Below are 26,983 nucleotides of genomic sequence, written 5' to 3'. Positions count from 1 at the left end.
GCTGGTCACCAAGGAGTACTAAAATGTTTTCCAACGGTATAGATTCGCACATCGCCCGCTTAAAACAGACAAATCCGGTCGCCTTCAGCGCCATCGAACCCCGAATAGCTAGAGAATCATTCGACTGCCTTACCGACCTGTCGCGCAATGAGTTCACGTCGGAAGGGCGTGGGTCGGATTACCTCGATAGCATCCAACTGTCGCTGCTCGCACGATCGGAGGGCGTGATGGATCTCCTGTGCAAAATGCATCCCAATGGTCGCGACGGACTTTGTTCATCACTGATCATCTGCGATCTTCTCGCCGGTGACGGATACGTAAACAAGGTAGCGCACCGGCTCTTGGGGGCGGCGCGCTGCCCGAGTTTCATCAACTCTGACGTGTCTCAGTTCATGGTGGACCGTTGCATCCGCGACGGCTTGTTTGCGATCTGGCAAGGCGCGACCGATCCGTTCTGGATCAAAGACGGATCGGTAGACGGTGTGCTGATGGCTTACGGCACGCACCACATCCCGCGCGCTCAGCGCGCCACCGCTGTCCGGGCGGCCGCGCGAATTCTCCGGCCCGGTGGCATCTTTGTTCTTCATGATTTCGAAGAGGGCTCGCCCACTGCCCGCTGGTTCGCTGACGTGGTGTCAACGTATTCCGTGACCCCGCATGACTATCCTCATTTTACCGCGGGCGAGGTGCTCGATCTGTTCGCTGCTGCGCAGTTCGATGAGGTAACCGTGCAGCGTATCACAGACCCGTTCGTCTTCCACGGAGGGGACGAAGAGAGCGCTCTCCAACTACTGGCTGAATATGTCGTGAAGATGTACGGGCTAGAGAAGCTCCGGAGCGACACGCAGCGCGTGCTCGCGCTTCTTGATGAGTATTTCGGGGTCGTCGTGACACGAAGCTCTCACGGTGAGTTCGAAGCGCGCATAGAGCGCAATGCCTTGGTCGGCAGGGGCCGGCGGGTGTGAGACACAGTTCCGCTGGCCCTAAGGGCCGACTTCTGCTTACCCTACCGTGTCGTAGCCGTCTGCGTTGAGCTCGATTACCGAGCAATTTCCATTTCGCGGCATACCTAATAGTAAGCGCCTCCGCGATCCTCTATGCCGAGTGTGAACCGCGGTCGAAACCCGCGATTCTAATGGACATTGTGGGCTGAGAAGTGGTTGTCAGAAGTTCCGCGATGCTCTTCTATGAAACTGGGATCATCTCCAACACAGATACGTGATCCATGCATTTCAGTTTGAGCGAAAGAGGAAAATCTCGAAAAAAGCGGGATTCTGCAGCGCCGGACGATTCACCTGACAAGGAGAACTTTGGGCTCTACACGAAAGTCGTCCGCCTGATGTGTCGCGATGAACTGCGTACTGGCCCATGTCGGCGAGATCAAAAGCAGAATCGCCCCCCCTGAACCAGCGACGTCTGAAGCGTCAAAGTGGTCGCCGATGTCGATGATAAAGTTCTGAGATCGCACTGCAGATTCCTTGGATCGGCGCGATGCATAACCTTGGCGGCGGGTCCGGCCGTTGAACTCAGGCAAGCCCAAGTCCGCCACTGCCGACCGCTGATCGAGCGGATCATCCCCCAGACCGAGCAGCGGGTGCTGCCGGCGAGCCGGTTCCGGCCGGCGAGAAGCTGGTGGCCTGTTCGAGCCGCATACCGATATCATCATCGAGGGGCAGCCGCGACGTCGATTACGGTCACAAGCTCAGTCTGACCGCCGCAATGGACTGATCCTCGATCTCGTCATCGAAGCGCGGCTACCCAGCCGACAGCGAGCGTCTGCTGCTAATGCTGGAGCGCCACATCATTTCACGGCGAGCCGCCGCGTCAGGCGGCGGCCGACGGCGGCTACGCCAGCCCGCCAATCTGCGCCAGGCCAAAAAATCTGGGTGTGCCACAAGAAGAGCGCTCTCTGGATCGAAGACATGGTCAGGAGCCGCTGGGTCTATCGCAAGCTGCGCAGCTTCCGCGCTGGTATCGAGGCCAGCATCTCCTGTTTGAGCGCGCCTATGGCTTGGTCCGCTGCACTTGGCGCGGGCTCAACCACTTCAAGGCTTACGTCTGGTCCTCGGTGGTCGCTTACAAACTCGCCCTCTTCACCCGCCTCAGACCCGGCTGACGCGCACTGATCGGGCCGTGCTCAGTGTCACGCCGACCAGTCCGGCTGTTACGTCGGCGTGGGCGTCCCCGCGAGGTGGATTTTCGGGAGGTAATCAACGCGGTGCGCTATCTGGTGCGCTCAGGCTGTGGGTGGCGGATGTTGCCCATTCATTTTGGGCCGTGGCAGACGGTCTATAGCTGGTTCCGCGAGTTGGCACGGCGCTTCCTGTTTCAGACGATCCACGACGTGGAACTGATGCTCGACCGCGAGCGGCAGGGTCGCGAACCTTCACCCAGCGCTGGTGTGATTGATAGTCAGTCGATCAAGGCACCCCATGCAAAAGCACGAGGCTACGACGCGGGTAAGAAGATCGTCGGGCGCAAGTGTCGCGTTGCCTCAAGGAAAATGTTACCGCGCGGGTTCGTTGCCTCACCTAAAATATTACCCGTGAAGGCGCATGTCGCCATGGTGCCTTCACCACCAGGGAGGCAACATGAAGACGAAGATGACACATGCCATGCGTATGGAACTGGCCAATGCGGTCAGGGATCGCTATGCGGCCGCGACGACCAAGGACAAGCGCCGGATCTTGGAGGAGTTCATTGCGGCGACGGGGTATCACGAAAAGTCCGCAATCCGTGTCCTGAACAGCCGCCCGGAGCCGAAGCACCGTCAGACCCGCCAACGCCCGTCGCTCTATGATGAGGCCGCTCGGGCCGCCTTGATTGTGCTGTGGGAAGCTTCAGATCGAGTCTGCGGCAAGCGCCTCAAGGCACTGCTGCCCATTCTATTGCCGGCGCTGGAACGCAATGGGCATTTGAAGCTCGAGGAGGAGATACACCACAAGGTCCTGTCGATGAGCGCCGCGACGATCGACCGCTTGCTCCAGATGCCAAGGCGCACCATGCGTACGAAAAAGCCGCCAAGGGTTATGCCAGAGCCCCGGCGGCGCATCAAAATGCGCACCTTTGCCGACTGGAACGAGCCGCTGCCCGGCAGCATGGAGATGGACCTGGTCGCTCATTGCGGGGAAGTCAACCGCGGTAGCTACGTTCACAGCCTGGTTCTGACCGACATCGCGAGCGGATGGACGGAGGCCGCGCCCATCGTGGTCCGAGAAGGTACCCTCGTGGTCGAGACACTCGATCGGATCCGCACGGGCTTGCCCTTTGCCCTGAGAGCGCTGGATGTGGATAATGGCAGCGAGTTCGTCAACAACAGGCTGATCGAATATTGCCTTGGTCACGGCATCGAACTCACTCGCTCGCGGCCTTACCGTAAGAACGACCAAGCGTGGATAGAGCAGAAAAATGGCGCCGTAGTACGGAAGCTCCTGGGGTATCGGCGCTTCGAGGGCTTGGCGGCGGCCAGAGCGATCACGCGCCTCTACGCGGCATCCCGGCTGTTCGTGAACTTCTTCCAGCCCTCGTTCAAGCTGGCTGCCAAACAGCGTGACGGTGCGAAGGTAGCTAAGCGCTATCATCCACCGCAGACTCCCTGCGAGCGTCTCCTGCAGGCGGAGGCTATCCCGATGGCCGCCAAGAGCAAGCTGCGCGAGATCGCCGGCGACCTCGATCCGCTGAAGCTGCTGGAGGAGATGCGAGCTGTCCAGGCTTATCTGGCGGCGCTGGCTGACGGCGAAACACCGCCACCGGCGACATTGGAACCGCCCAACCTGGCCGCGTTCGTAGCCAGCCTATCGAGCGCCTGGCATGCGGGCGAGATCCGTCCGACCTTCTCCATTGAGGCCAAACCGCGTTACCTGCGAAGTCTACAAAAGGTCTCGACACAAACCCTTATTGCGAGTCCCTCGCCGACGCTCAAACCGGTGATCCCACCCACTCCTCCCGTGACAGCCGCGAAGATGCAGGAGAAGCCGAAGCTGGTCTACGCCGAGCCTGGCCAAGCCCGCGTCCAGGCGCTCCGCATGGTGTGGCCGATCGTTTGTCGCCGATTGGAGGAATTCCCCAACATCAACGCCACGCAGCTCTTCGAGGAGCTGTGCGTCCAGTTTCCAGGTCGATTTACCCGCAAGCAGTACAAAACACTCGTTCGACGGGTCAATCTCTGGCGCCAAGCGGCTCGCGCCCGCGGTGTTGTCGTTGGGCCAAAGACTTATCGTCGGCTCAACGACAAACCGCGCGGCCGACGTCCCGACATCTTTAAGGACCATTGGGAAGAGATGGCACGATGCCTTGAAGAGCGTCCGGATCAGACCGCACTTATAGCGCGTCGATCTGGAAGAGACCTGCGCGACAATCTGGATGAGACTCTCAGAGCGCGGTCACGGGCAAATTATCATGCTGATTGTCGCTGGCAAGAGTTTCGCCGTTTTCTGATTGTCGCTCCGCGACAAGCTCGTGCGTGTTTTTGATTGTCGCGTAGGAGGCTGGCCTGCCGCGCTGGCGTTTGGCTTCGATGGCGGATCTGCGCCGGTAGCTTTCGACATTCATCTCGAAGATCGTTGCGTGATGAACAAGTCGGTCGACCGCGGCGAGGGTCATGGCGGGGTCGGGAAAGACCCTGTTCCATTCTCCAAAGGGCTGATTGGCGGTGATCATGATGGAACGCCGCTCATATCTTGCGCAGATGAGTTCGAAGAGCGCGCTCGTTTCGGCCTGGTCCTTGGTGACGTAGGCCAGATCGTCGAGGATGAGCAGATCGAACTTGTCGAGCTTGGCGATGGCGGATTCGAGTTGCAGCTCACGCCGTGCGACCTGAAGCTTCTGGACGAGATCGGTTGTTCGGGTGAACAGCACACGCCAGCCGTTCTCGATGAGGGCGAGCCCGATAGCTGCGGCGAGATGCGACTTTCCGCCGCCGGGCGGGCCAAACAACAGGATATTGGCGCCCTTTGCGAGCCAGCTATCGCCGGCGGTCATGGCCATGACCTGCGCCTTGGAGACCATGGGTACGGCATCGAAGGCGAAGCTGTCGAGTGTCTTTCCGGGCGGCAGATGCGCTTCGGCCAGATGGCGTTCGATCCGGCGCCGATCGCGCTCGGCCAACTCATGCTCGGCAATGGCCGACAGGAACCGGGCGGCGGGCCATCCCTCTCGATCAGCCTGTTCGGCAAATTGCGGCCACAGGGTCTTGATCGTCGGCAATCTGAGTTCGTTGAGCATGATGCCGAGACGGGCTTCGTCGATGATGTGGGCGGCCTTCATGCGACGTCTCCCGCATAGGCCGTGCCGATCAGGGCTTCATAGCCGTTGAGGGAAGCGAGTTGCACCGAGACGGTCGGCAGCAGTGCGGGATCCGGGCCGAATAGCGATCGAAAGACAGCAATATCGGGCAGGTCGCCGGCGTCGAGGGTCTCGGCGAGCTGCTCGGCAAGTTCGCGCTCGCAGCCTCGATCATGGGCCAGCGCCAGCAATTCGACCATCACCTTGCAGGCCTGCCTGTCCGGCAGCCGCTCAATGAGCACATCGAAGGCCCTGCGGTATTCCTGCCGCGGGAAGAGCTTGTCACGATAGACGAGATTAAGAAGCGCCATCGGCTTTTTGCGCAGGGAATGGATGACGTGCCGATAATTGACGACCTGATCGTGCCTTCCATCCGCATGCCCGCGGCTTCTGGGCAGCGTCATCAGGTGTGTTCCTCCGACAAAGACCTCGAGGCGATCGTCGAACAGCCGGACGCGAAGCCGATGTCCGATCAGGCGGGAGGGAACGGTGTAGAAGACCTTGCGCAAGGTGAAGCCACCCGTCCGCGACACGGTCACGGCCACCTCCTCGAAGTCGCTGGTCCGCCGGTCGGGGAGTTCCTGCAGATGAGGGCGTTCGGCATCAATGCGTTTGCCATGATTGGCGTTGTGCCGGCTGGCGATCTCATCGATGAAGGCGCGGTACGCGTCGAGATCGTCGAAGTCCCTGCTGCCGCGCATCAGAAGGGCGTCACGGATGGCGCTCTTGAGATGACCATGGCTGCTTTCAATCGACCCGTTCTCGTGGGCGATGCCCTTGTTGTTGCGGGTCGGCGTCATGCGATAATGGGCGCAGAGTTCCTCGTAGCGCCGTGTCAGGTCCTCCTGCGCATCGGCACTGAGATTGCGGAAAGCCGCCGACAGGCTGTCGCTGCGGTGATAGAACGGCGCTCCGCCAAGTGACCAGAGCGCGTTCTGCAGTCCTTCGGCCAGGGCCACGAAGCTCTCGCCACCGAGAATGACGTGGCTGTGTTCGAAGCCCGACCAGGCGAGCCGGAAGTGGTAGAGCAGATGATCGAGCGGCTGGCCAGCGATCGACACGCCCAGGCTGCTCATGTCGGTAAAATCCGACAGCCCGAGCCGGCCGGGCTCGTGAAGCTGACGGAAGATGACCTCCTGCTCTTCGCCGTGGATGGCGCGCCATGACCGAATGCGCCGCTCCAGGGTCCGGCGAATGCCCTCGCTCAGTTCCGGGTGCCGCCGCAGCATCTCTTGGTAGATGGCGACTGTACGGATGCCTGGCGCCGCCTTCAAAAGGGGAACGACTTCAGCATCGAAGATGTGCTCGAGAGGGTCAGGCCGTCGCCGGCCGCGAGCCTTTTGCTTTTGCGATGGCAGGTCCGGATTCTTTTTGATGCGATAGGCCGTCGCTCTGCTGATCGACGCCTTGGCCGCGGCAACCTCGGTCGTGTGTTCCTGTCGTAACTTCATAAAGAGCCTCATCTGATGGTCGGTTACATGACGGCCTGGCACAAAGGTGATTCTCCATTCTTCAGAAAATCGCCAAGGTACTTCAGCCAACCGCGCTCAACAGACGCCGGCAGTGACGCCGCGGGGGTGGTGTAACTCCGTTCGGGCTACGCCCTCAGTGCGTCACACCACCCCCGCCGAGTCTCATCTTGATTGACGCTGAATCTCATCCTAATCGCCGCGCCGCAGCACTTGAACTTCTCGTCGAGTTCCAGGTCCGTTATCCCGGACGATACAGCTTGCACCAGCTTCACACGTTGCAGAAGCGAGTAAGGGCGTGGCGACAACAAGCCGTGCAGCGGCTCATCGGCGAAGTCAGCAGCCTAGCGCCGTATGTCGCTTCAGATTCCGCACGCCTGGCGAGCGGGTAACATTCTTGATGAGGCACTCGGTAACAAAATTAGGTGAGGCAACACGACAGCAAGCGCCATATTGCGGTCGATACGGACGGACGGCTCCTGATGGTCAACCTGACCACCGCTGACATCTCCGACAGCGCGGGTGCGCAGGCGATACTCGACGGCATCCGCAAACGCTGGCCGTGGGTCAAGCATCTCTTCGCCGACGGGGCCTATGACCGGCTCAAGCTGATGGATAAGGCCTGCTATCTCGACTTCATCGTCGAGATCATCCGCCGCTCCGACGACCAGAAAGGCTTCAAGGTTCTACCGCGTCGCTGGGTCGTCGAACGGACGTTCGGATGGATGATCCGGTGGCGACGCCTCGTGCGCGATTACGAGCAGCGCATCGATGTCTCGCAGGCCATGATCCTCGTCGCCATGGGCGGCATCATGCTACGCAGAAACGCCCATCCGTGATTTTCCAAACCGACTCTTAGACCGCGGTGCCTGTACCAAGCTCTCTGAACTCTCGCCGCAACCGGCTCTGGCACTGCGCTAGTTGAAGGCTTCGCGCCTCCGCCGGTTGCTCACACCGCGCGCCACGGCGTAGCAGAAAACGCCCGAGCCTAATCGCCGATGATGGAAGTTCAGTGGCAGGCCATCGACTATCGCTCAGCTGACTGAGACTTTTTGCTGCGCCAGATCCTGATCATGCTGCTCACCGCAACAGTATCAAGCCTCAGCCAAAATCAGCCTGCTCCGGTTCCTCACGCACGGCAAAACTATCCTGATCGATCTGCTCTCTTCGTGCTCTCAATTGTACCAACGTTCGGCGCGATCACCTCTTGCCCGGCACCACCTGCGCTGGTGTGCGAGGGGGGCCGCAGATTGCTCCCGTTCGCCAAGGTCGGAAATGGTGTGATCGACCAATCGATCAAGTCAACGGCACGCTGAAGTATCGCCTTGGCTTGGCCTGGGCTGGCTGAAGCCGCGATTACATGTCCGATGCGGTCTCGGTAATCGCCTTTCCTGACGATAGGGGTCTTGGGTTCAACGTACAATTTGACCTCGGCGACACCTGGTATAGCAGCTGCCAGAATATCGCCTTCGATCCAATCGAGGATGCCATCGCGATCAGGAACGAGAATCCGCGTGGCCGCAGTGTGCGAATGCCTTCTGCGCAAATCCCATTCCTCGCCGATGACAAGCTTGATGTGCTCCGTGACGAGATCGATACCGTAAGCCAGCCGGACCACCCGAGGAGTAACACCAACCGGAAGGCGCGGATTGACTTCAATGACGACTGGGCCACGCTTCGTCCACCGGAATTCGATGTTCGCTGGCCCCCAACCAAGGCCGAGAGCCCGCAGACAGCTTAGCGAAACATCGGCGATACGTTTATGCTCGCCATCGGTCAGCGGGGCCGGAAAGATGCTGTCACGAAAGACGAAATGTGGTGGGCGGTCGAACTCAGCGGCAGTAACTCCAATGACTGCGTTTCCCATTATCTCGGCTTCGTAGTATGGGCCTTGTGCGAATTCTTCGACCAGTATCCTCGGCGAAGATCGCCATATGTGCTTCCCGCCCAACAAGTATGTCGTGTGTTCGGCTAACTCATCGACGTTGCGGCACAATCGGACCCCGGTGCTACCGTTGCCGACCGCTGGCTTAACAACCACCGGCAGGCCGATATCTGCGGCAGAGCTTTCCACCTCCTTCGCGTCCGCTGCCAAGCGAAACGCAGGTATTGGAACGCCGCCCTCCGCGAGGAACTGACGTTGAACGAATTTGTCACAGCATCGTTCAATTGATGCGGGGTTCGGTCCAGGTAAATCGAAATGGCGGCAGAGCTTGCCAACTGTCGCATAGACCGACTCGTCTGGGGTCACAAAGCCTGTAATGCCAGCAATGTCATAGATCGCACCTAGCCGAGAGCATTCGTGAATCAGCGCATCGAGGTCCTCTGTATCGACACGGACTGCCTCAAGCCTTTCCGCCGAAAGATAGCCGTACTGAGCTGGGTCAGCCGACAGGGTAACTGGATGAAGCCCAAGACGCAGGGCAGCTTGGACGTAGAGGGGACCATTAGCACCTGACCCTTCAAGCAGGATGAGCGTTTTTCTTGTCATTGATTTTGATATCCTCCGATACGTGCGGTGCGGTGGTGTGAGCGAACATCGGGCATCAGGTTTTTTCAGCCGAGTCTGACCTCAGACCTGCGGCGAAGGTACCATTCTCAGCGATCTGTGGTCGCAAAGACTCTGTAAATTTACTTGAAGGTATTGTTGCAACGTTTTCGTTGCCGGTGGGGTACGGAGCGTCTCGACGAATTTCGGAGGGTTGCGATGTTCAAGGGACGCCAGGTTCAGTCAGTGATGCGGCTTTGCGTGTCCTGGTACCTGGCCCAGTGTAATACGCCTGGCCGTTTGATCCCGGGCTCACATGACGATGCTGAGGTCAAGAGGTCCGTTAGGGCGGCGTCGTGTTGCTCCAATTGGCAGCGGAAACCAGAGCTGGGCCCGATTGCGCGACACGGCTCGGTCAATCCAGCCTAGTCAAACTCACATACGGTCGCTGCTTGGGGTGGCTGCACCAATGTTCCGCTTGCGGCGGCAGAGCCCAGAAGGCGAGACCCGTCTTTGATACGGCATCCCAGCCAGCTGGGATCTCGGTCCGACTCCCAGATCCGCCGGTGCTGATCAGGCCTCGAGGGATGGGGGGCGGTGTGGTCTCGTCAGACAGCCTTCATGACGGCACCTTCGAGACGACGCCTGCGGTCACGTGTTTCTACAGCGCCACGAGCAGCTTCCTTGCAAGGGCGACGATGGTTGTCTTTTTAAGGCTCCCTGATTGCGCGTCAAGCGTCGTGGAACCAGCGGGTAAGCGCTGAGCCCGGTTGATTGCGCAGCCACAGCCAGGCCAACTCGAACCATCGTCGTTCGGAGCCGGGGGTCCCGGCCTTCGAGACGCCTTGTTTGTGCTGGACCGATCCGCTCTGCCAAGGTGTCGGCGCGAGCCCGGCATGGGCGGCGTCCGGCGGGCGATTATCGAAGTGCCGGAACAGCCCTTCCACGTGGAGGATGGCCGCACACTCGGGGCCGATAGATCGAGCAATGTCGCTGCTGGAGTTTCGGCGACTTCGATTGCCAGAAGAGCGTCGCGCTCGGCCCGCACCTCTTTGATCTGGGATCTGGGCTATCACCAGTTCGAGTCGGTCGAGCTCGCGACGGATTTGGCCCTTCAGATGTTCAGGCAGCGCGCGGCCGTCGCCGGTCCTCAATTCCTCAAGCCGATGTTGCCGGTCACGCCGCAGCGGCTCGTAACTTGAGGCAACAGGAGGCCCTTGATCCCGTTGCGTATTTCAGTCGATCGTGAGCACGGATTTCGCGGGATCGTGAGCAGCGATTTCAGATGATCGTGAGCAGCCTTCTCGAAGGTTGTGGACGCTTCGGCCGACATCTCAACCGGGCTACAGGTTGCCTCGTCAATGCAACGAGGAAGCCTGATGCCAACCCAGAGATTGTCGATGCGCCGGATCAGAGAAGTTTTACGTTTAAGGCATGTCCAGGGCCTCACCGAGCGCGTCATTGCGCGCATGCTTGGGCTCAGCAATGGGGTTGTGCATGGATACCTACGGCGAGCTCGCCTTGCCGGGCTGACCTGGCCGTTGGTCCGAGGGATGGACGACGAAGGCCTTGAGCTTCTTCTGTTTCCAGCGCCCAAGTCAGCGTCGCACAGCCCTCGGCGGCCGTGCCTGATTGGAGCCATGTGGAGAAGGAGCTGCGCCGCCGCGGTGTGACGCGCGTGCTCCTGTGGGAAGAGTATCGCGCCGCCAACCCCGACGGCTTTGGCTACACGTGGTTCTGTACGACTTTCGAGGCCTGGAAAGGACGCGTACGCCCCTCAATGCGGCAGACGCACCTGGGCGGCGAGAAAGTGTTCGTCGACTTTGCCGGCGACGCCTTCGACATCTTCGATCCCGTCACACCGGCGAAGCGCACCCCATGAAGCTGTTCGTGGCGGCGATGGGAGCCTCGAACTACACCTATGCCGAGGCGTGCCGGAGCGAGAGCCTGCCCGACTGGATCGGCGTGCACACCAACCTGTTCGCCTTTCTAGGCGGCATACCGAAGTTCGTGGTCTGCGACAATCTCAAGGCCGCCGTCACCAACCCCGATCGCTATGATCCCGGTCTCAACCGGACCTACGCCGAGATGGCGAGCCACTACGGCACCGCAATTCTCGCGGCGCGGCCCGCCGCGCGCCGGATTGAATTTGTTGCCCCTCTCGGCGCCGTCCGTCTCCGGGATGGCGTCGGTGCCGTAGAGCGCGTCGTAAAGCGAGCCCCCGCGCTCACTGGCGGCATTCAGCGCATAACGCGCATTCATCACCGGCACCACCAGCTGCGGCCCGGCGACCACCGCGATCTCCGGATCGACATTTTCGGTGGTCACGCTGGAGGCCGGCCCCTCAGGACGTGTGTAGCAGCCGTCCTCCTCGCGGGAACTGAAGGCACCGATTGCCGCCGGGAGGTCTTCCGCGCAACAGGTAAGACCTAGCCTGAAAAATTCATGGGGGTTGGTGGATGTGGCGCAAGCCGTTGAAATGACGTAGGATTTGGTTGCTTAAGCCGATCCGAACCATTTCCCGGAGACCACACCCACCATGAACGATCTTACGCTGCCGCTGAGCGGTTTGTCATCAGTCGGCGGCAAGTCCGTCGTCGCCCGTTTCGACGGCGGCATGCTGTCGTCCAACAGCGGCGTTCTGGCTTTGGCCGAGGTGGAAAAGCGTTGCGGGTGGCCGAGCGTCTGGCGCGTTGCATCGACGATCCGCGCTGCCCGGACCAGGTCGTCCACAGCCTGGCGGACATGATCGGCTTTCGCATGAAGATGATTGCCGCCGGCTACGAGGACGGCAACGACGCCAACCGGCTGCGCCGCGATCCGGTCTTCAAGATGGCCCAGGATGCGCTGCCGTCGGGTCGGGATCTGGCGTCGCAATCGACGCTGTGCCGGCTGGAGAACCTGCCCGGCGTGCGGGAGCTGGTCGCGATGGGGCGGGCGATGGTCGATCTCTATTGCGCCTCGTTCCGGCAGGTGCCGAAGCGGATCGTACTCGACATTGACGACATCTTCGACGCTGTGCACGGAGGCCAACAGCTTCGCCTGTTCAATGCCCACCATGACGAGTACGGCTTCCAGCCGATCGTAGTGTTCGATGGTGCGGGACGGTTCGTCAGCGCGATCCTGCGACCGGCCAAGCGGCCGAGTGGGGCTGAGATCCGCCCCCACCTGCGCCGTCTGGTGCGGGCGATCCGGATCAACTGGCCGAACATTCGAATCCTGCTCCGCGGCGATAGCCATTATTGCAGCCCGCAGGTCATCGACTGGTGCCGCGCCAACGACGTCGACTTCATCTTTGGCCTCGCGCCCACCACGACCCTGCGCAAGCATGTCGCGGATCTGGAGGCCAGCACGACGGCGCGCTTCGAAGCGTTGGCCAAGACAGGCAAGGTCCGCAGGTTCAAGGAGTTCGTTGACGGCGCCGCTAGTTGGAGCCGCGTCGAGCGCATCATCGCGCGGGTCGAGGTCGGCGCCCAAGGTGCCGATACCCGCTTCTTCGTCACCAACCTTGCCGGTGGGAAGGCCAAGGCGCTCTACGAGGATGTCTACTGCCGGCGCGGCGCGGCCGAGAACCACATCAAGTCGTGGAAGACGCATCTTGCCGCCGACCGCACATCCTGCACCAGAGCGACGGCCAACCAGTTCCGGCTATTCCTGCATGCCGGTGCTTACTGGTTGATGTGGGGCTTGCGGGCCGCGATGCCGAGGCGCTCGAGCTTTGCCGTCGCCCAATTCGACACGCTGCGATTGCGCCTCATCAAAATCGCTGCGCGGGTGGTCGAGATGAAATCGCAAATCCGCCTGCACCTGCCGACATCGTGCCCCGACCAGCGCATCCTGCGCATCGTCCTCGATCGCATCCCCCAACTCGCGACATAACGATGGGGCGCTGACGCCCCGAAACGAACCCGTCGACCGCAACCTGCAAACCCCCGCCTGCCATCACGACAGAGCAATCCCGGCGCCTGACGAGGCGCGTGGAAAAGCACCGCAACGGCAACCACAGCGTCGCTTCAGGCCGTCAAAAGCTTATCGCCGTGCATTAAGGCGGCTAGGATCAGCCGTCGAACCACCGAATAGGTGCCGATCTGGAAGCAGCCGGAGTCTCCGTCGCGATCGGTAAGGTGGGAAATCGCCGCGCCTTCGCGGCCAACGCCTGCACGCTCGCCGCTCCTTCCGTCTTGCCTCCAGTACCGCTCGTTTATGTCAGGACAGGGAAACGGTCGGTTCAAGCCGCTGCGAGATGAACTCGACAGCCGGCCGTTGGGCAAAGATCGAGGTGCCGAGATCACCGCAGAGCCACCCCCACCCAAGTGTGTGACCTGAACCGGCAGGGGATCGTTCGGCCGCAGCTGCTCTCGGATGGCGGGGATCATCAACGCCGCAGCGGACTTGCCGGTATCCGCCGTGGTTAGGCCTTCTGCATGTTCCACCATGCAACGTACGCATCTCGATGGGTCCGGTGAGTCTCTTGCGGCGAGCACTTGGTGATAAATTTGACCAAGCCTGACGTCGCCGACGAAGTCCCACCAAATCCGTTGCATCTTGCGGGCCAGTGCCTTGCGGTTTTGACATCTGGCCATTTGGCCCGGAGTGCCTCAAATTAGTTGTTCTTCGGCCAGCCGAACCAGGCTTTGTCGCCGTTCGCGCCGAGGAAGACCTCGGTCGTTCGGCTCGCCCTGAACGTAATCAGGATCGTCCGTGATGAAGATGCTCCAGCCGCTCTCAACAGGGCCCTTGTTCGCCCGGCGCGCTACAACCCCGCCCCAGTCGTTCGGTGCAAGCTCGGCATTTGACTCCAATCTATCTTGCGCAGCGCGGCCGCAAGAAGCTGTGAGGCGCTGGAGATGGGAGTTTGCGCCAAAATGCATCGACCGCTGAAATGTAGCCCCTGAAAGCGGCGTTGTTTTGAAATGTCTCACCCTCAGCGGGCCGCACGTGGCAGCTCGTCTTTCGGTCGCAGACGTGCAAGCCCCATGAAGTGGAACGGCCCGTTCTAGAGGAACTCGCGCCCGTCGGCGCCAATCCGGCCGAAGCTATTCTAAACGTGGAAACGCAGCTGGTTTGCCATGGGCGGGACTCGCCGACACAGGCCCAATGTGATGCGCGGGCCGCAACGGTCGAATGCCGGGCGTGCTTAGTGGGCGTAAATGCCTTGATGGCAGCCAGCCATGAAGTGCAAGCGTTCAGTCCATCGCTGTTCATTACAACGAATTCACCGCGAGAGCCCGGGGGCCGCTTTTGCGGTTAGCTCGGCTGACGGGTCTAACCTGAGCCAAATGGTTTAGCCGCTGCCTGATCGAACCATTTCATTTCATTCCGATAACTGATCGTTGCGGCTCTCTGACCGTCTGAATCTGATGCCCAACGTCGCGCCTTCCACGTCAACATCGCTGGTATCGGAGCTCTGTCTTGCAGTGATCAGCATCCAAGCCGCGTTCGACCGCAAGCCTCTGGCACTTCTTGAGCCTGACCAAGTACCGGATCGGAAAGGTAGAAAATGACGCAAATCTTACCCGCGCTTCCAGCTGTGGACGAGCATCACGCAGATCGACGCCGCTATCCTAACGGGGTAGCTTTCATGGACGGGCAATACCTGCCGATGTCCGAAGCCAAGATCTCCGTGCTCGATTGGGGTTTCCTGCACTCCGACGCGACCTACGACACCGTGCACGTCTGGAATGGCAGGTTCTTCCGAATGGATCTGCACCTTGATCGTTTCTTCCGGGGCATGGATCGGCTGCGAATGAAGCTGCCCTATGATCGCGAGGTGATAGTATCGATCCTCAAAAACTGCGTCGCTTTGTCGGGCCATAGATCGGCGTACGTGGAGATGATCTGCACGCGCGGTTCGTCGCCGACATTCAGCCGCGATCCCCGCCAAGCGGAGAACCGCTTCATCGCGTTTGCTGTCCCTTTTGGGTCGGTTGCAAACAAGGAACAGTTGGAAAGAGGCTTGCACGTCGCGATCAGCGAGACCGTCCGCATCCCGCCCAAATCGATCGATCCGGAAATCAAGAACTATCATTGGCTCGATCTCGTGAAGGGCCTTTTCGACGCCTACGACAGGGGGGCGGAGACAGCGTTGATCCTAGATACGAACGGATACATTGCGGAAGGGCCCGGTTTCAATGTGTTCGTTGTCAAGGACGAATCGCTGAGGACACCCGCTTTTGGAGTGTTGCCGGGCATCACGCGCCGGACTGTCTTCGACCTTTGCGCCGAGATCGGGCTCTCGGCTACGGCTGCTGACATTAGTCGCATTGAGATTAAAGGGGCTGACGAGGTGTTCATCACCTCGACTGCCGGCGGCATTATACCCGTGACGCGTATCGACAACGCCGTGATCGCTAATGGGCGCGTCGGATCCGTCACCCGCCGGCTCATGGATCTCTACTGGCAAAAGCACGATGATCCTGCATGGTCGACTGCTGTCATCTACCCGTGATCGGAAATGAGCCATGCGACAGCAACTTGGCGAGCGGGATCGTGACGATGACGATGAGCTGTCGTCCCGCAAGCTCCCGAAAGTCGAGCAGGCGCGCTTCGACGGGGCGCCGCCCTGGATTTGGCAGACTGCCCGATACACACCGACGTCTCCTGCTGCTGGAAGACCAGCAGTCGATCCGCGATGGTGGTGCGGCAACTTTCTGCGCCGCCGAGCTCGCGCCCACGCTCCGTGGACGTGCACCTCAACGAGGCGACCGACCCGTCGATCTTCCGCGAACTGGTGATGCCGGCTTGCTCGGTGTAACAAACCCTGTGGAATATGACGGGCTCGGAGCTGGCTACGCTACCTATGCCTCGTGGCGCGCGGGGTTGAGCGAATTGACAGCCGTTACCACTCGATGATGAGCGTCCAGTCGTCACTGATCATGTACTTGTGTTGGACGTACTCCATGCCATTCCTGCGGAGTTGCCGATGAACAACGATTTCATTGCCTATTTGTCTGCGGAACTGGCTGGGTTGAAGTCCGCGGGGCTCTACAAATCCGAGCGCGTCATCACCTCGACGCAGTCGTCCGAGATCGAACTCGCGGGTGGCAGCAAGGTCCTGAATTTCTGCGCCAACAACTATCTCGGTCTCGCCGACAATGAAGATCTGCGGAACGCGGCTAAGGCTGCGCTCGACCGCTATGGATACGGTATGGCGTCGGTCCGCTTTATCTGCGGCACTCAGGAAGAGCACAAGCAACTCGAGGCACGCATCTCCTCATTCCTCAAGATGGAAGATGCGATCCTCTATTCATCCTGTTTTGACGCCAATGCTGGTTTGTTCGAGGCGCTGCTCGGCGAGGAAGACGCCATTATTTCCGATGCGCTGAACCACGCTTCGATCATAGACGGCATTCGCCTCTCCAAGGCCAGGCGCTTCCGCTACGCCAACAATGACATGGAAGCGCTGGAAAAAGAGCTGAAGAAGGCCGAGGGCAGCCGCTTCAAATTGATCGCGACCGACGGTGTGTTTTCCATGGACGGCATCATCGCCAATCTTGGCGGCGTTTGCGACCTGGCCGAGAAATATGGCGCCATGGTCATGGTCGACGACAGCCATGCAGTCGGATTCGTCGGCAGGCATGGGCGCGGCACGGCGGAGCATTGCGGCGTCGAGGGCAGGGTGGACATCATCACCGGCACGCTGGGAAAGGCGCTCGGCGGCGCCTCGGGCGGCTACACGTCGGGCAGGAGCGAGGTCATCGACTGGCTTCGCCAGCGCTCGCGACCGTATCTCTTCTCCAACACGCTGATGCCTTCCATCGCAGGGGCGTCGTTGAAGGTGTTCGCCCTGATCGAACATGGCGATGCGCTGCGTGAAAAGCTCTATGCCAATGCTGACCGTTTCCGCTCGAAGATGTCGAAGGCCGGCTTCACGCTAGCCGGAGGCAATCATCCAATTGTCCCTTTGATATTGGGCGACGCGACTCTCGCGCAGCAGATGGCCGAGAAGATGCTCCAGCGCGGGATCTATGTGATCAGTTTCTCCTTCCCCGTAGTGCCGAAGGGTCAGGCCCGCATCCGCACGCAGATGTCTGCCGCACATTCGAGTACGGATGTTGACCGTGCCGTCGAGGCCTTCACGGAGGTGGGCAGGGAATTGGGAGTCATCCGATGTCCAACATGACGGAACGCCTTCGTCGATGTCCGCGAGGAAGTCATGATTGTTTTTGGCGTTAAATCCGGGTCGATCTGTGCAACCAGAGGGTTGGATATTCTCGTCCAATCTACTGTCGAACTCTAGTGACACGTTGATGCCAGCCGGAACGAGGCAGTGCTCGCCCGCCTCGGTAGTCTAGGTGATCGCCCGCAGAACCTGCACCGGTTTATCTGTTTATGTTGTCTGGAGAGCAAATGCCCAAGATTGTTGTCGTCGGCGCCGGGATCACCGGTGTGTCGACTGCGTATGCCCTTTTGGAGCGTGGTTATGATGTCACAGTATTAGATCGTCATCGGTATGCTGCGATGGAAACATCATTTGCCAATGGCGGACAGCTCTCGGCAAGCAACGCTGAAGTCTGGAACCGCTGGTCGACGATTCTCAAGGGGATCAAGTGGATGATCAAACGCGACGCTCCACTTCTAATGAACCCTGCGCCCAGCTGGCACAAGTACAGCTGGCTGGCGGAATTCGTGGCGAACATCGCTAACTATCGCGAAAATACGGTAAAGACGACCAAGCTCGCGATCATGGCGCGGAAGCATATGTTTGAGATCGCCGAGCGGGAAGGAATCGATTTCGATCATGTTCGCCGCGGCATTCTTCATCTATATTGGGAAAAGGCCGATTTCGATCATGCGCGAGCGGTAAACGAGTTGTTGGTGCAAGGCGGATTGGACCGACGGCCCGTTACAGTGGAAGAGATCAAATCGATCGAACCCGCTCTCCGCAATACTCCATATGGTGGGTTCTACACGCCGTCAGATTCGACTGGCGACATCCACAAATACACAGCCGGTCTTGCACGGGCATGCGAGAGGCGCGGCGCTCGCTTCTACTACGATGCAGATGTGAGGCGCATCGAACGTCAACAAAGTTTTCGAATTTTGTATGCAACTGGTACTGAGGACCAACACTCCAGGAGCCAGGACATATGCGCAGACGCCATCGTCATCTGTGCGGGCTGTAGCAGTCGCGACTTCGCCGCGAGCTTGGGCGATCGGCTCAACATCTATCCGGTCAAGGGTTACTCCATCACGGTCGAGCTCGATGAGTCCGCGTCACAGGAAGCCGCACCATGGGTCAGCCTGCTCGATGACCGAGCCAAGATCGTTACGAGCCGATTAGGTTTGTCTAGATTGCGGGTCGCCGGAACCGCTGAGTTCAACGGTTCAAATCGCGACATTCGGGACGATCGCGTTAAGCCTTTGGTGGATTGGACGCGAATGCATTTTCCGAGGATAAATACCAATCACGTAGTGCCGTGGGCGGGGTTGAGGCCGATGATGCCCGACATGATGCCGCGGGTCGGCAAAGGCCGGGCACGCGGTGTGTTCTACAATACGGGCCATGGTCATTTAGGTTGGACCTTGTCGGCTGCAACTGCCGAGATGCTTGCGGAGACCATTTCGATTGACCTGCCTGCCGAGGCACGCGAAGTTGCCTGATTGCAGCGGAGTCGACTGCGAGATCTCAGGGGTCGCCGGGCGCCGCTCGTGCCGGTGATGAATGCGCGCTACGCTGAATACCTCCAATATGGGGCGGGCCTCGCGTTGTGATGGGCATTCGGTACGGATGCGATCCCGGGTGCCCACGGCGCAGGAAAAGCGCAAGGTTACAATACCATGCGCAGAAGAAATCCATTGCTCGGGCATCGGCCTTCTTTCCGGACGAGAGCATGCCGCCTGACCGGCTCAAGCCTGATCTCCGGGCGAGCTTGACCACCATCTGACGAAGGAAACGAATGCCATGAACCGCCCCGCGTCTGCCCGACTTGCGGCGGTTAAAGGGTTCGGCCAGTTTGGCGCCGTCGAGCGCGCGCCGCTCGAAAAAATCCCGCTTCTAGTTTAGGCTCGTGCGTCTGCGATCGAAGATGGCTGTCGCGCCAGCGGAGGCTGAGATATTTCAAAATCCCGCCGCTTTGTGGGGCCTGCATCTCAGAAATCGATGCATTTTGGCGCAAACTCTCATGTGCACGGTGCTAGCGTTTCCAAATTGCGCCACCCGATCAGGCTTTTATTAGAAACGATAAGCAATCCTTCTCTGGTGGCATCGACAAAGCTCAAAAAAGCCGCGAATCAACCGGGCCATGAACTCGAAAGGGGAACTGGACGTGACAATCTCTCGACGCAATCTCATTAAGATGGGCATGGCCGCTGGTACGGCTTTGTCGATCCCGTCGGTCTTGCGGGCTCAGACAGCACCAACGCCCGAACGGACGGTCCGTATGGCGCTGGGCGACCTCCAGGTCTTCGATCCGATCTTTACGACCACTGGCATCACCCAGAGGCATGCCCTCGCCATTTATGACATGCTGTTCGCGCTCGACTCCAAGCTTTTGCCGCAGCCGCAAATGGTGGGGAAGTGGGGCGTTTCCGATGACAAGAAGACATATACGTTCGAGCTCCGCGATGGGCTCGGCTGGCACGACGGCACTCCGGTCACCGCGGCCGACTGTGTGGCGTCGATCCGCCGCTGGGGCCAAGTGAACCCCGGCGGACAACTGCTCATGGAGCGGGCCAGCGATATATCGAAGAAGGATGATAAGACCTTCACGATCACACTCAAGGAGCCGTTGGGGCTGCTGATCGATCTGTTGGCAACGATAGCAGGAAGCTCGCTGTACATCATGCGTGAGAAGGACGCTGATCGGCCCGCAACCGAACAGGTTACGACGAATATCGGATCGGGGCCGTTCAAGTTTAACCATGCTCTTGCCAAGCCGGGCGCGAGCTTCACCTATGATCGCAACGAAAAATACATGCCGCGCAGCGAGGCTCCCGACGGATTTGCCGGCGGGAAGGTCGTCAAGGTCGATCGCGTCATCTGGAACAATATCGCCGATGAGCAGACTGCATTGGCGGCCTTGCAAGCGGGTGAGATTGATTGCCTTGCAGAGCCGCCCATGGATCTTCTCTCCGTGATCGAGGGCGATCCCAACCTTGCACTCCAGGTTCTGGAAAAGTCGGGCATGGACATGTGCCTGCGCATGAATCATCTGCAAAAGCCATTCGACAACGTGAAGGCGCGCCAAGCGATGCTTCACCTGATCGACCAGGAGGCGTTTTTGCGCGTCATGGCCCCTGACCCCAGGTACGGCCACACCGTCACTTCGATATTTGGAAATAGTACGCCTTATTCCAACGACGAAAACACGGGATGGTTCAAGAAGGGTGGCGCCCCGGATAAGGCCAAGCAGCTCTTCCAGGAGGCCGGATATGCTGGCGAGAAGGTTGTCATTCTCCAAAGCACGGACTGGGCAGCGGGCAACAGCGCCGCGCAGCTTCTGGCGGACACGCTGCGAAAGATTGGGGTCAATGCCGAGCTTGCATCGAGCAACTGGGGCGGGGTTGTCGCGCGCCGGGCGAACAAGGGCCACGTTGAGAGCGGCGGCTGGAGCATCTTCATCACGGACGATACCGATTTCAACCAAGGCAATCCGATCACCGCAGTCTATCTAGCCGCGAATGGCGACAAGGCCTGGTTCGGCTGGCCGAAGAACGACGAATATGAGGCGCTTCGGGCCAAATGGGCGGATGTCGAAACGCTGGAAGAGCGCAAGGTACTGGCCCGCAAGATGCAACGGATATGGTGGGACTTCGTCGGCGACGTGCGGTTGGGTCAAGCCGTCACGCCAACTGCGCGCCGCAAAACACTCACCGGGTTCATCGAGGTGCCCGCGAGGCCTCCGTGGTGGAACATGCAGAAGGCCTGAGCGCGATGACCGCTTACCTCCTTTCGTAGATTGGTTTTGACCGCCGCCGTCATGGCGATGGTCGGGATCTTCGTCTTCGATCTTTCCTACACCCTGATCGATCCCCGAATCTGGTACTGATATGGCTCTCTTCTCCGCACCAGCATCGAAGCGCCTGAAAGTGAAGGGGCTTCAGAGCGAAGTTTCTATCAATTTTGATCAGTGGGGGGTGCCCCACATCCGAGCAGAAAACCTGCATGATCTCTTCTTCGCGCAGGGTTGGAATGCGGCGCGGGATCGGCTGTGGCAAATCGATCTGGCCCGCAAACGCGGCCTGGGCCTTCTCTCGCGCGATTTTGGCCCTGGATACCTTGCGCAAGACAGGGCTTCGCGCCTGTTTCTTTATCGCGGCGACATGGCGTCCGAATGGAAAGCATATGGATCAGACGCTGAAGAAATCTGCACTGCATTCACAAGCGGCATCAACGCCTACATCGATGCTTGCGATGCAGGCTTAGCCCAGCTTCCCCCCGAATTTGCTATGCTAGGAAATCGGCCGGATCGCTGGAAACCGGAAGATGTCGTCCGTGTTCGCACCCATTCGCTGGCTCAGAATGCGTCTTCAGAACTCCTGCGCTCGAAAGTCATGGCTTTGGCCGGACCGAAACTCGGAGCAAAGCTCGATATGCTTCGCAGGCAACTGTCCCATGGAGTCACCCCGACGCCTGCGGAGGGGTTCGAGCCCGCGGTGATGAGCGACCGAGTGTTGCGAGATTTTCAACTCGCAAGATGCCCGGTAACCTTCTCCAAAGAAAGACTGGGCTGTTCATTAGAGGAGGCCGGTCTTTGGACTGTCGTAGTTCCATCAGGGGAAGTTGGCCGATCCTCATTCGAGGAAGGCTCAAACAACTGGGCAATTTCGGCGGAAAAGACCTCGACAGGCCGCCCCATTTTAGCGTTGGACCCCCATCGCACGCACACGTTACCTTCTATTCGTTACGTCGTGCATCTCGCTATGCCGGGTCTGGACGTGATCGGCGCAGGGGAGCCAATGGTGCCCGGAGTGTCAATGGGACACAACGGAACGGCAGCCTTCGCTCTCACGATATTTGGTGCGGATCAGGAAGACATTTATGTCTATGATACTGCTTCAGATGATCCCGACAGCTACGCGTATGATGGTGGTCGGGAGAAATTTCGCGTCGCAGAGGAAGTTATCCCGGTTAAAGGCTTTCCAGATCAGCCAGTTCGGCTGCAATTCACCCGCCACGGACCGGTGGTTTATCAAGACGAGAAAAACAACCGCGCGTTCGGGCTGAGAACTGTCTGGATGGATCCGGGAATGGCGCCCTATATGGCCAGCCTCTCGGTCATGAGGGCCAAGACTCATCAAGAGTATGTTCGTAGCCTTGAAGGTTGGGGATGCCCTTCGGTCAATCATGTTTATGCGGATACCAGCAATACCATCGCTTGGCGGCCAGCCGGAGCTACGCCTGTCCGCGATAATTGGGACGGTCTCCTTCCCGTGCCAGGCGACGGTCGTTTCGAGTGGAGAGGCTATCTTGGCCCCAGCAAAGGTCCATCAGAACTCAATCCTTCGCGCGGTTTTATCGCCACCGCGAACGCAATGAACGTTCCAGATGACTGGTCCAAATCTAATCCGGCAATCGGCTACGAATGGATGGACAGCAGCAGACACAATACGCTGCATTATGAGCTTAGCCGCGACAAGCTTGTCTCGTTAGAAGACTGCATCCGCCTGCAATGCTCGACGTTCTCGCCTATTGCGGCACGCATCACCACGGCCGTAACCCAGCTTTTCAGAGACGCAGGCGATCTGGCCATCTGGCAGTTTCTGAAAAACTGGGACAATGATCTGTCGGCGGATTCGGCACCAGCGGCTCTGTTTGAGGTCTGGCTGAGCAAACACCTTGGCCCCTTGGTCGCGAGGCGCGAAGGCGCCAGTGCTCAAGTCATTCCGTTACTCATGCCGTTTGATGCGCCAAGCATTGCCGCCTGGTTGGAAAACGCTGCGCCAGATCGGGAATTGATTGAAGCTCTGCAAACTAGTCTCGTGGACGCCTGGACGGAATGTTCGACGTTGATGGGAGGAGAAGCCGCAGGTTGGTCATGGGGACGTCTCCACAAACTATATCTACTGCATCCTCTCCAGTCGCTCGTAACCGCGAATTGGTCTTTGGAACCGATGGGATTGGGCGGCAGCAGCTCGACTCTCAATTACGCAACGTATCGGATAGGTGATTTTTCAGCTGTCGGCGGTCCCTCTGTACGTATGATCATCGACGTGGGAAACTGGGACGAAAGTCTCTTTGTTAACAATCCTGGACAGTCCGGCGTTCCGGGCTCGGCACATTATGCAGATCTGACATCAAGCTGGAGGCAGGGTGAATACAAGCCACTGCTCTATTCCATGACAAAGGTCGAAGAGGCGACGTCTTCCAGGATAAGTCTAGTGCCCGCCTAACGAATTACACTGCAAATTGGGAGAGACTGGTATGATGAATGATTACTTTCTTTCTGATTACCGTGCCGCTGACGCTTGTAAATGTTGTCTTGCATGCGCGCCTACGCCATGGTGCGGTGTCTGACCGAACTCGGATTGCACTGAGGCAAATTGCTGATCTACTCCGACATCGCAGCCTCGACACCTCGATGATCTCCGCCTGACTCGTAGCCCAGCCGTGGCCGTTCAGCCGGCGTGCTGGTTGAGTGGCAGGAGCTGATCGAGATCGCGGTGGGGCCAGCTGGCGGCGATGCGCTGAAGAGTCTGGGCGAACCAGGCGAACGGATCGAGGCCGTTCATCTTCGCAGTTTGCAGCAGCGTGGCGATCGTCGCCCATGTCCGCCCGCCGCCGTCGGATCCGGCGAAGAGCACATTCTTGCGAGTGATTGTCTGGGGCCGAATGGCGCGATGTCGAGGCGACCGTCGTGCAAAAAGCTTTCAAGTGCCTCGCGGCGGCTCCTGGCGTAGCGGATCGCCTCGTCGCGTCGCCGATGACGATCTCCAGACCGCTCTCACGATCACCATCACCAGGAGCTAATTCCACCGGCGCGAAGCTCTGCGTCTGGACCTCCGGCTTTGCCGGCAGGATCGCGATGGCGCCGGAGCGGATCGCCTTGCGCCGCCACGCAAACACCTGCTGCGGCCTCACCCTATGCGCTCGCGCCACCGCCGAGACATTCGCTCCCGGCGTCATCGCCTCTTCCAGAACCCGCGCTTTTGCTTCATCCGACCAGCGACGGCGCAGCACCGCCGGGCTCTCGTCGAGACGATCACGCACCGCCTCGATGACTGTAAATGTTCCAGGTCTGGACTTGGGTGCAGACTGCAAACAAACCTCCCGTGAAAATCATCACGAGAGTGTCGCGCCCTTCATCGATCCGCGAAACATGAGGCCATGTGGGTGCTTACGGTTCACTCGCAACCCTCGTCTCACGTACAATCTTGCCCGATGAATCGACCACGCAAACACTGCTTAGTTCCAGCAACACATTAATTCCTGCAGAATAGTCCATGGTTGTCCCTCGCTTGATGCTTGGGGCCAACACAATCGGACCCCGTTTCAACATCATCACTCTGAGGGACAGCCACCTTCCTGGCTACCAGAGGAGCGCTAGCCCATTACGGCATCGAGGCTACAAGGCGTCTCTGGTCGAGGTCGGCCATTTTGTTCAGGAGGAGGCTGATTTCACTGTCCCGACCAACCACGTCGACTGCGAGATATCAGCGATCGCCGGGCACAGCTCGTGCCGGGGCTGAATGCGCGCTAGGCTGAATACATCCGATACGAGGGGGGCCTCGCGTTGTGATGGGCTTCGGTACGGGCGCGATCCCCGAGGCCGACGGCATGGAAAAGCGCAAGGGCTACAATGCCGTGCGCAGAAGAAATCGATTGCTCGTGCATCGGCCTTTTTCTGCCCGACTTGTGGCGGTCAAAAGGTTCGGCCGGTTCGCTCCGTCGAACGCGCGCCCTCGAAAAGTTACCGGTTCTAGTTTTAATTTAGGGCTCGTGCGTCTGCCACCGAAGACGAACTGCCCCGGGGCGGCTCGCGGAGGTAAAGACATTTCAGACCACGCCGCTTTGTGGGGCCTGCATTTCAGAAGTCGATGCATTTTGGCACAAACTCTGCTCTCCATGGTGGTAGCGTTTGCAAATTGCCGCCACCCGATCAGGCCTTGTAAGAAACGAGCCAACTCTGATGACGACAAATCCCAAAACAAGGCGCGCGAATCAACCGCGCCATTAACTCGAAAGGGGAACTGGAACATGACGATCTCTCGACGCGACTTTGTTAAGGTAGGCATCGCCGCCGGAACGGCTTTATCAATTCCTTCCGTCCTGCGGGCGCAGACAGCAGAACCGAGCCGCGACCGGACCGTCCGCATGGTATTGGAGGACTTTCAAATCTTCGATCCGGTTGTTACGACGGGTGACGGGACCCGAACCCATGCCCTTGCGATATACGACACGCTGTTCGGCGTAGATTCCAATTTTGTCTCGCAGCCGCAGATGGTGGGCAGGTGGAACGTTTCCGACGATAAGAAGACCTATACCTTCGAGCTTCGGGATGGCCTTGGATGGCACGACGGCACCTCCGTCACCGCTGCGGACTGTGTGGCCTCAATCCGTCGGTGGGGCCAAGTGCTTCCCGGCGGCCAGTTGCTTATGGCTCGGGCCAAGGATATCTCGAAGAAGGATGACAAGACCTTCACCATCGTTCTCAGGGAGTCGCTGGGGGTTCTTCTCAACATCCTGGGTGACGACGGCCCGTTCATCATGCGCGAGAAGGACGCGAATCTTGCTCCAACGGAGCAGGCGACCGACAATATCGGATCGGGTCCGCTGAAGTTCAATCATGCTCTTGCCAGGCCGGGCGCTAGCTTCACCTACGACCGCAATGACAAATATGTACCGCGCAAAGAGGCCCCAGACGGATTCTCTGGCGGAAAGGTCGTAAAGGTCGATCGTGTCATCGCGGAAGTCGGTTTATACGGTGATGAGCAAACTGCATTTGCGGCTTTGCAGGCAGGTGAGGTTGATTTCCTTGGGAGTCTGTCGAGCCAATTTTATCCAGTGGTCGAGAGCGATCCCAATCTGGAACTCGAGGTTCTGGACAAGTGGGGCCAAGACCTCTTCATGCGCATAAACTGTCTACAAAAGCCGTTTGACAACGTGAAGGCACGCCAAGCGCTGCTGCACTTGGTCGATCAGGAGGCGATGTTGCGCGCCGCGGTTGGCGACCCGAAATACACAAACATCGTTACTTCGATGTTTGGAAACGACACGACGGTGTCCAACGACGAAAATACGGGGTGGTTCAAAAAGGGCGGCGACCCGGAAAAGGCCAGGAAACTGTTCAAGGAGGCCGGATATGCCGGCGAGAAGGTCGTTATTCTCCAGGCCACCGACTGGGCGCCGAGCAACGATGGCTCGCAGTTCCTGGCGGCCGAGCTGCGGAAGATCGGGGTCAATGCCGAGCTTGCCCCGAGCGACTGGGGTGGGGTTGTCGCACGCCGCGCGAAAAAGGGCTCCATTGAGGACGGAGGCTGGAGCCTCTTCATGTCGAGCGAACCTGAGGTGACCCTCGGCAATGTTATCACCGCGGTCAGCCTGCCCATGGATGGCGAAAAAGCTTGGTTCGGCTGGCCGCAGAACGACGAATATGAGGCTCTTCGGGTCAAATGGGCGGATGTCGAAACGCTCGAGGAGCGCAAGGCACTGGCCCGCAAGATGCAGCGGATATGGTGGGATTATGTGCCCGAGGTTCTGTTAGGTCAAAGCGTCTCGCCAATCGCGCGCCGTAAGACCCTCACAGGCCTCATCGGCGTGCCGGCTTTGGAGCCAATGTGGAACATGCAGAAGGGCTGAGCA

13 protein-coding genes and 10 pseudogenes are annotated in these 26,983 nt (G+C 59.3%); 15 read left to right on the top strand and 8 right to left on the bottom strand.

Annotated features, from left to right (window positions below):
• Positions 1 to 23 precede the first annotated feature (23 nt).
• The 4 genes and pseudogenes from AC56QP_RS12320 (at position 24) to AC56QP_RS12305 (ending at position 4,472) form a co-directional block, all read left to right on the top strand.
• Positions 24 to 965, top strand: a complete 942-nt coding sequence (locus AC56QP_RS12320) for a methyltransferase domain-containing protein (RefSeq protein WP_489859521.1) — start codon at positions 24 to 26, stop codon at positions 963 to 965.
• Positions 966 to 1,495: 530 nt separating this feature from the next.
• Positions 1,496 to 2,116, top strand: a pseudogene (locus AC56QP_RS12315) (transposase); the annotation flags it as partial.
• 54 nt (positions 2,117 to 2,170) lie between these two features.
• A pseudogene (locus AC56QP_RS12310) lies at positions 2,171 to 2,494 on the top strand (transposase); the annotation flags it as partial.
• Positions 2,495 to 2,591: 97 nt separating this feature from the next.
• Positions 2,592 to 4,472: a DDE-type integrase/transposase/recombinase gene (locus tag AC56QP_RS12305; protein WP_489859522.1), complete on the top strand. Its 1,881-nt coding sequence runs from the start codon at positions 2,592 to 2,594 to the stop codon at positions 4,470 to 4,472.
• On the opposite strand, the gene istB is transcribed toward AC56QP_RS12305, so the two are convergent.
• Positions 4,372 to 5,265, bottom strand: coding sequence for an IS21-like element helper ATPase IstB (istB, locus tag AC56QP_RS12300; protein WP_352722235.1), 894 nt, complete (start codon positions 5,263 to 5,265; stop codon positions 4,372 to 4,374). The two genes, AC56QP_RS12305 and istB, sit on opposite strands and share 101 nt — an antisense overlap.
• The gene (gene istA, locus AC56QP_RS12295) at positions 5,262 to 6,776 is read right to left on the bottom strand and encodes an IS21 family transposase (protein ID WP_489859523.1); all 1,515 of its coding nucleotides are present in this window, start codon (positions 6,774 to 6,776) and stop codon (positions 5,262 to 5,264) included. Before istA (AC56QP_RS12295) ends, istB begins: the two co-directional genes overlap by 4 nt.
• Positions 6,777 to 6,922: 146 nt before the next feature.
• Here istA (AC56QP_RS12295) and AC56QP_RS12290 point away from each other — a divergent pair, with 146 nt between their 5' ends.
• The gene (locus AC56QP_RS12290) at positions 6,923 to 7,144 is read left to right on the top strand and encodes a hypothetical protein (protein WP_489859524.1); all 222 of its coding nucleotides are present in this window, start codon (positions 6,923 to 6,925) and stop codon (positions 7,142 to 7,144) included.
• Positions 7,145 to 7,195: 51 nt separating this feature from the next.
• Positions 7,196 to 7,591 (top strand): annotated as a pseudogene (locus AC56QP_RS12285) (IS5 family transposase); the annotation flags it as partial.
• 305 nt (positions 7,592 to 7,896) lie between these two features.
• Here the strand turns inward: AC56QP_RS12285 and AC56QP_RS12280 are convergent.
• Both AC56QP_RS12280 and AC56QP_RS12275 read right to left on the bottom strand, forming a co-directional pair.
• A complete protein-coding gene (locus AC56QP_RS12280) occupies positions 7,897 to 9,243 on the bottom strand; it encodes an ATP-grasp domain-containing protein (protein WP_489859525.1) in 1,347 nt (448 codons plus the stop codon).
• A 658-nt stretch (positions 9,244 to 9,901) separates the two neighbouring features.
• Positions 9,902 to 10,439, bottom strand: a pseudogene (locus AC56QP_RS12275) (transposase); the annotation flags it as partial.
• Between the two features lie 180 nt (positions 10,440 to 10,619).
• On the opposite strand from AC56QP_RS12275, the pseudogene istA (AC56QP_RS12270) reads away from it, so the two are divergent.
• Positions 10,620 to 11,370, top strand: a pseudogene (gene istA, locus AC56QP_RS12270) (IS21 family transposase); the annotation flags it as partial.
• On the opposite strand, the pseudogene AC56QP_RS12265 reads toward istA (AC56QP_RS12270), so the two are convergent.
• A pseudogene (locus tag AC56QP_RS12265) lies at positions 11,371 to 11,598 on the bottom strand (malate synthase G); the annotation flags it as partial.
• A 181-nt stretch (positions 11,599 to 11,779) separates the two neighbouring features.
• Between AC56QP_RS12265 and AC56QP_RS12260 the strand changes: the two are divergent.
• From AC56QP_RS12260 to AC56QP_RS12230, 7 genes and pseudogenes are all read left to right on the top strand, one after another.
• Positions 11,780 to 13,119 (top strand): annotated as a pseudogene (locus AC56QP_RS12260) (IS1380 family transposase).
• 1,621 nt (positions 13,120 to 14,740) lie between these two features.
• Positions 14,741 to 15,688 (top strand): aminotransferase class IV, encoded by a 948-nt coding sequence (locus AC56QP_RS12255; protein WP_497100546.1) that lies wholly within the window; start codon positions 14,741 to 14,743, stop codon positions 15,686 to 15,688.
• Complete coding sequence (locus AC56QP_RS12250; protein ID WP_497104016.1) at positions 15,661 to 16,092, top strand: acyl-CoA dehydrogenase family protein; 432 nt, start codon at positions 15,661 to 15,663, stop codon at positions 16,090 to 16,092. The genes AC56QP_RS12255 and AC56QP_RS12250 overlap by 28 nt, the downstream gene beginning before the upstream one ends.
• A gap of 70 nt (positions 16,093 to 16,162) precedes the next feature.
• Complete coding sequence (locus AC56QP_RS12245; RefSeq protein ID WP_489859527.1) at positions 16,163 to 17,362, top strand: glycine C-acetyltransferase; 1,200 nt, start codon at positions 16,163 to 16,165, stop codon at positions 17,360 to 17,362.
• 227 nt (positions 17,363 to 17,589) lie between these two features.
• Complete coding sequence (locus tag AC56QP_RS12240) at positions 17,590 to 18,843, top strand: D-amino acid dehydrogenase (RefSeq protein ID WP_489859528.1); 1,254 nt, start codon at positions 17,590 to 17,592, stop codon at positions 18,841 to 18,843.
• A 665-nt stretch (positions 18,844 to 19,508) separates the two neighbouring features.
• A complete protein-coding gene (locus AC56QP_RS12235) occupies positions 19,509 to 21,110 on the top strand; it encodes an ABC transporter substrate-binding protein (RefSeq protein WP_489863612.1) in 1,602 nt (533 codons plus the stop codon).
• 121 nt (positions 21,111 to 21,231) lie between these two features.
• Positions 21,232 to 23,574, top strand: coding sequence for a penicillin acylase family protein (locus AC56QP_RS12230; protein WP_497100547.1), 2,343 nt, complete (start codon positions 21,232 to 21,234; stop codon positions 23,572 to 23,574).
• A 225-nt stretch (positions 23,575 to 23,799) separates the two neighbouring features.
• Here AC56QP_RS12230 and AC56QP_RS12225 read toward each other — a convergent pair.
• From AC56QP_RS12225 to AC56QP_RS12215, 3 pseudogenes are all read right to left on the bottom strand, one after another.
• A pseudogene (locus AC56QP_RS12225) lies at positions 23,800 to 24,092 on the bottom strand (transposase domain-containing protein); the annotation flags it as partial.
• A gap of 122 nt (positions 24,093 to 24,214) precedes the next feature.
• Positions 24,215 to 24,361, bottom strand: a pseudogene (locus tag AC56QP_RS12220) (transposase); the annotation flags it as partial.
• A 160-nt stretch (positions 24,362 to 24,521) separates the two neighbouring features.
• Positions 24,522 to 24,626, bottom strand: a pseudogene (locus AC56QP_RS12215) (IS110 family transposase); the annotation flags it as partial.
• A gap of 752 nt (positions 24,627 to 25,378) precedes the next feature.
• Between AC56QP_RS12215 and AC56QP_RS12210 the strand changes: the two are divergent.
• Positions 25,379 to 26,980 carry an ABC transporter substrate-binding protein gene (locus AC56QP_RS12210; protein WP_489863613.1) on the top strand — a complete coding sequence of 534 codons (1,602 nt, stop codon included), beginning with the start codon at positions 25,379 to 25,381 and terminating at the stop codon, positions 26,978 to 26,980.
• The last annotated feature ends 3 nt before the right edge of the window (positions 26,981 to 26,983 follow it).

It is taken from the genome of Mesorhizobium sp. RCAM 05104 (assembly GCF_059683645.1).
This window is presented reverse-complemented; position numbering and strand designations above follow the sequence as displayed.

What these genes read in the sequence shown, in the direction of transcription:
- AC56QP_RS12320 (WP_489859521.1), top strand. Translation starts at nt 24, where the DNA reads ATGTTTTCCAACGGTATAGATTCGCACATCGCCCGCTTAAAACAGACA.
- AC56QP_RS12305 (WP_489859522.1), top strand. Translation starts at nt 2,592, where the DNA reads ATGAAGACGAAGATGACACATGCCATGCGTATGGAACTGGCCAATGCG.
- istB (WP_352722235.1), bottom strand. Translation starts at nt 5,265, where the DNA reads ATGAAGGCCGCCCACATCATCGACGAAGCCCGTCTCGGCATCATGCTC.
- AC56QP_RS12280 (WP_489859525.1), bottom strand. Translation starts at nt 9,243, where the DNA reads ATGACAAGAAAAACGCTCATCCTGCTTGAAGGGTCAGGTGCTAATGGT.
- AC56QP_RS12255 (WP_497100546.1), top strand. Translation starts at nt 14,741, where the DNA reads ATGACGCAAATCTTACCCGCGCTTCCAGCTGTGGACGAGCATCACGCA.
- AC56QP_RS12250 (WP_497104016.1), top strand. Translation starts at nt 15,661, where the DNA reads ATGGTCGACTGCTGTCATCTACCCGTGATCGGAAATGAGCCATGCGAC.
- AC56QP_RS12245 (WP_489859527.1), top strand. Translation starts at nt 16,163, where the DNA reads ATGAACAACGATTTCATTGCCTATTTGTCTGCGGAACTGGCTGGGTTG.
- AC56QP_RS12240 (WP_489859528.1), top strand. Translation starts at nt 17,590, where the DNA reads ATGCCCAAGATTGTTGTCGTCGGCGCCGGGATCACCGGTGTGTCGACT.
- AC56QP_RS12230 (WP_497100547.1), top strand. Translation starts at nt 21,232, where the DNA reads ATGGCTCTCTTCTCCGCACCAGCATCGAAGCGCCTGAAAGTGAAGGGG.
- AC56QP_RS12210 (WP_489863613.1), top strand. Translation starts at nt 25,379, where the DNA reads ATGACGATCTCTCGACGCGACTTTGTTAAGGTAGGCATCGCCGCCGGA.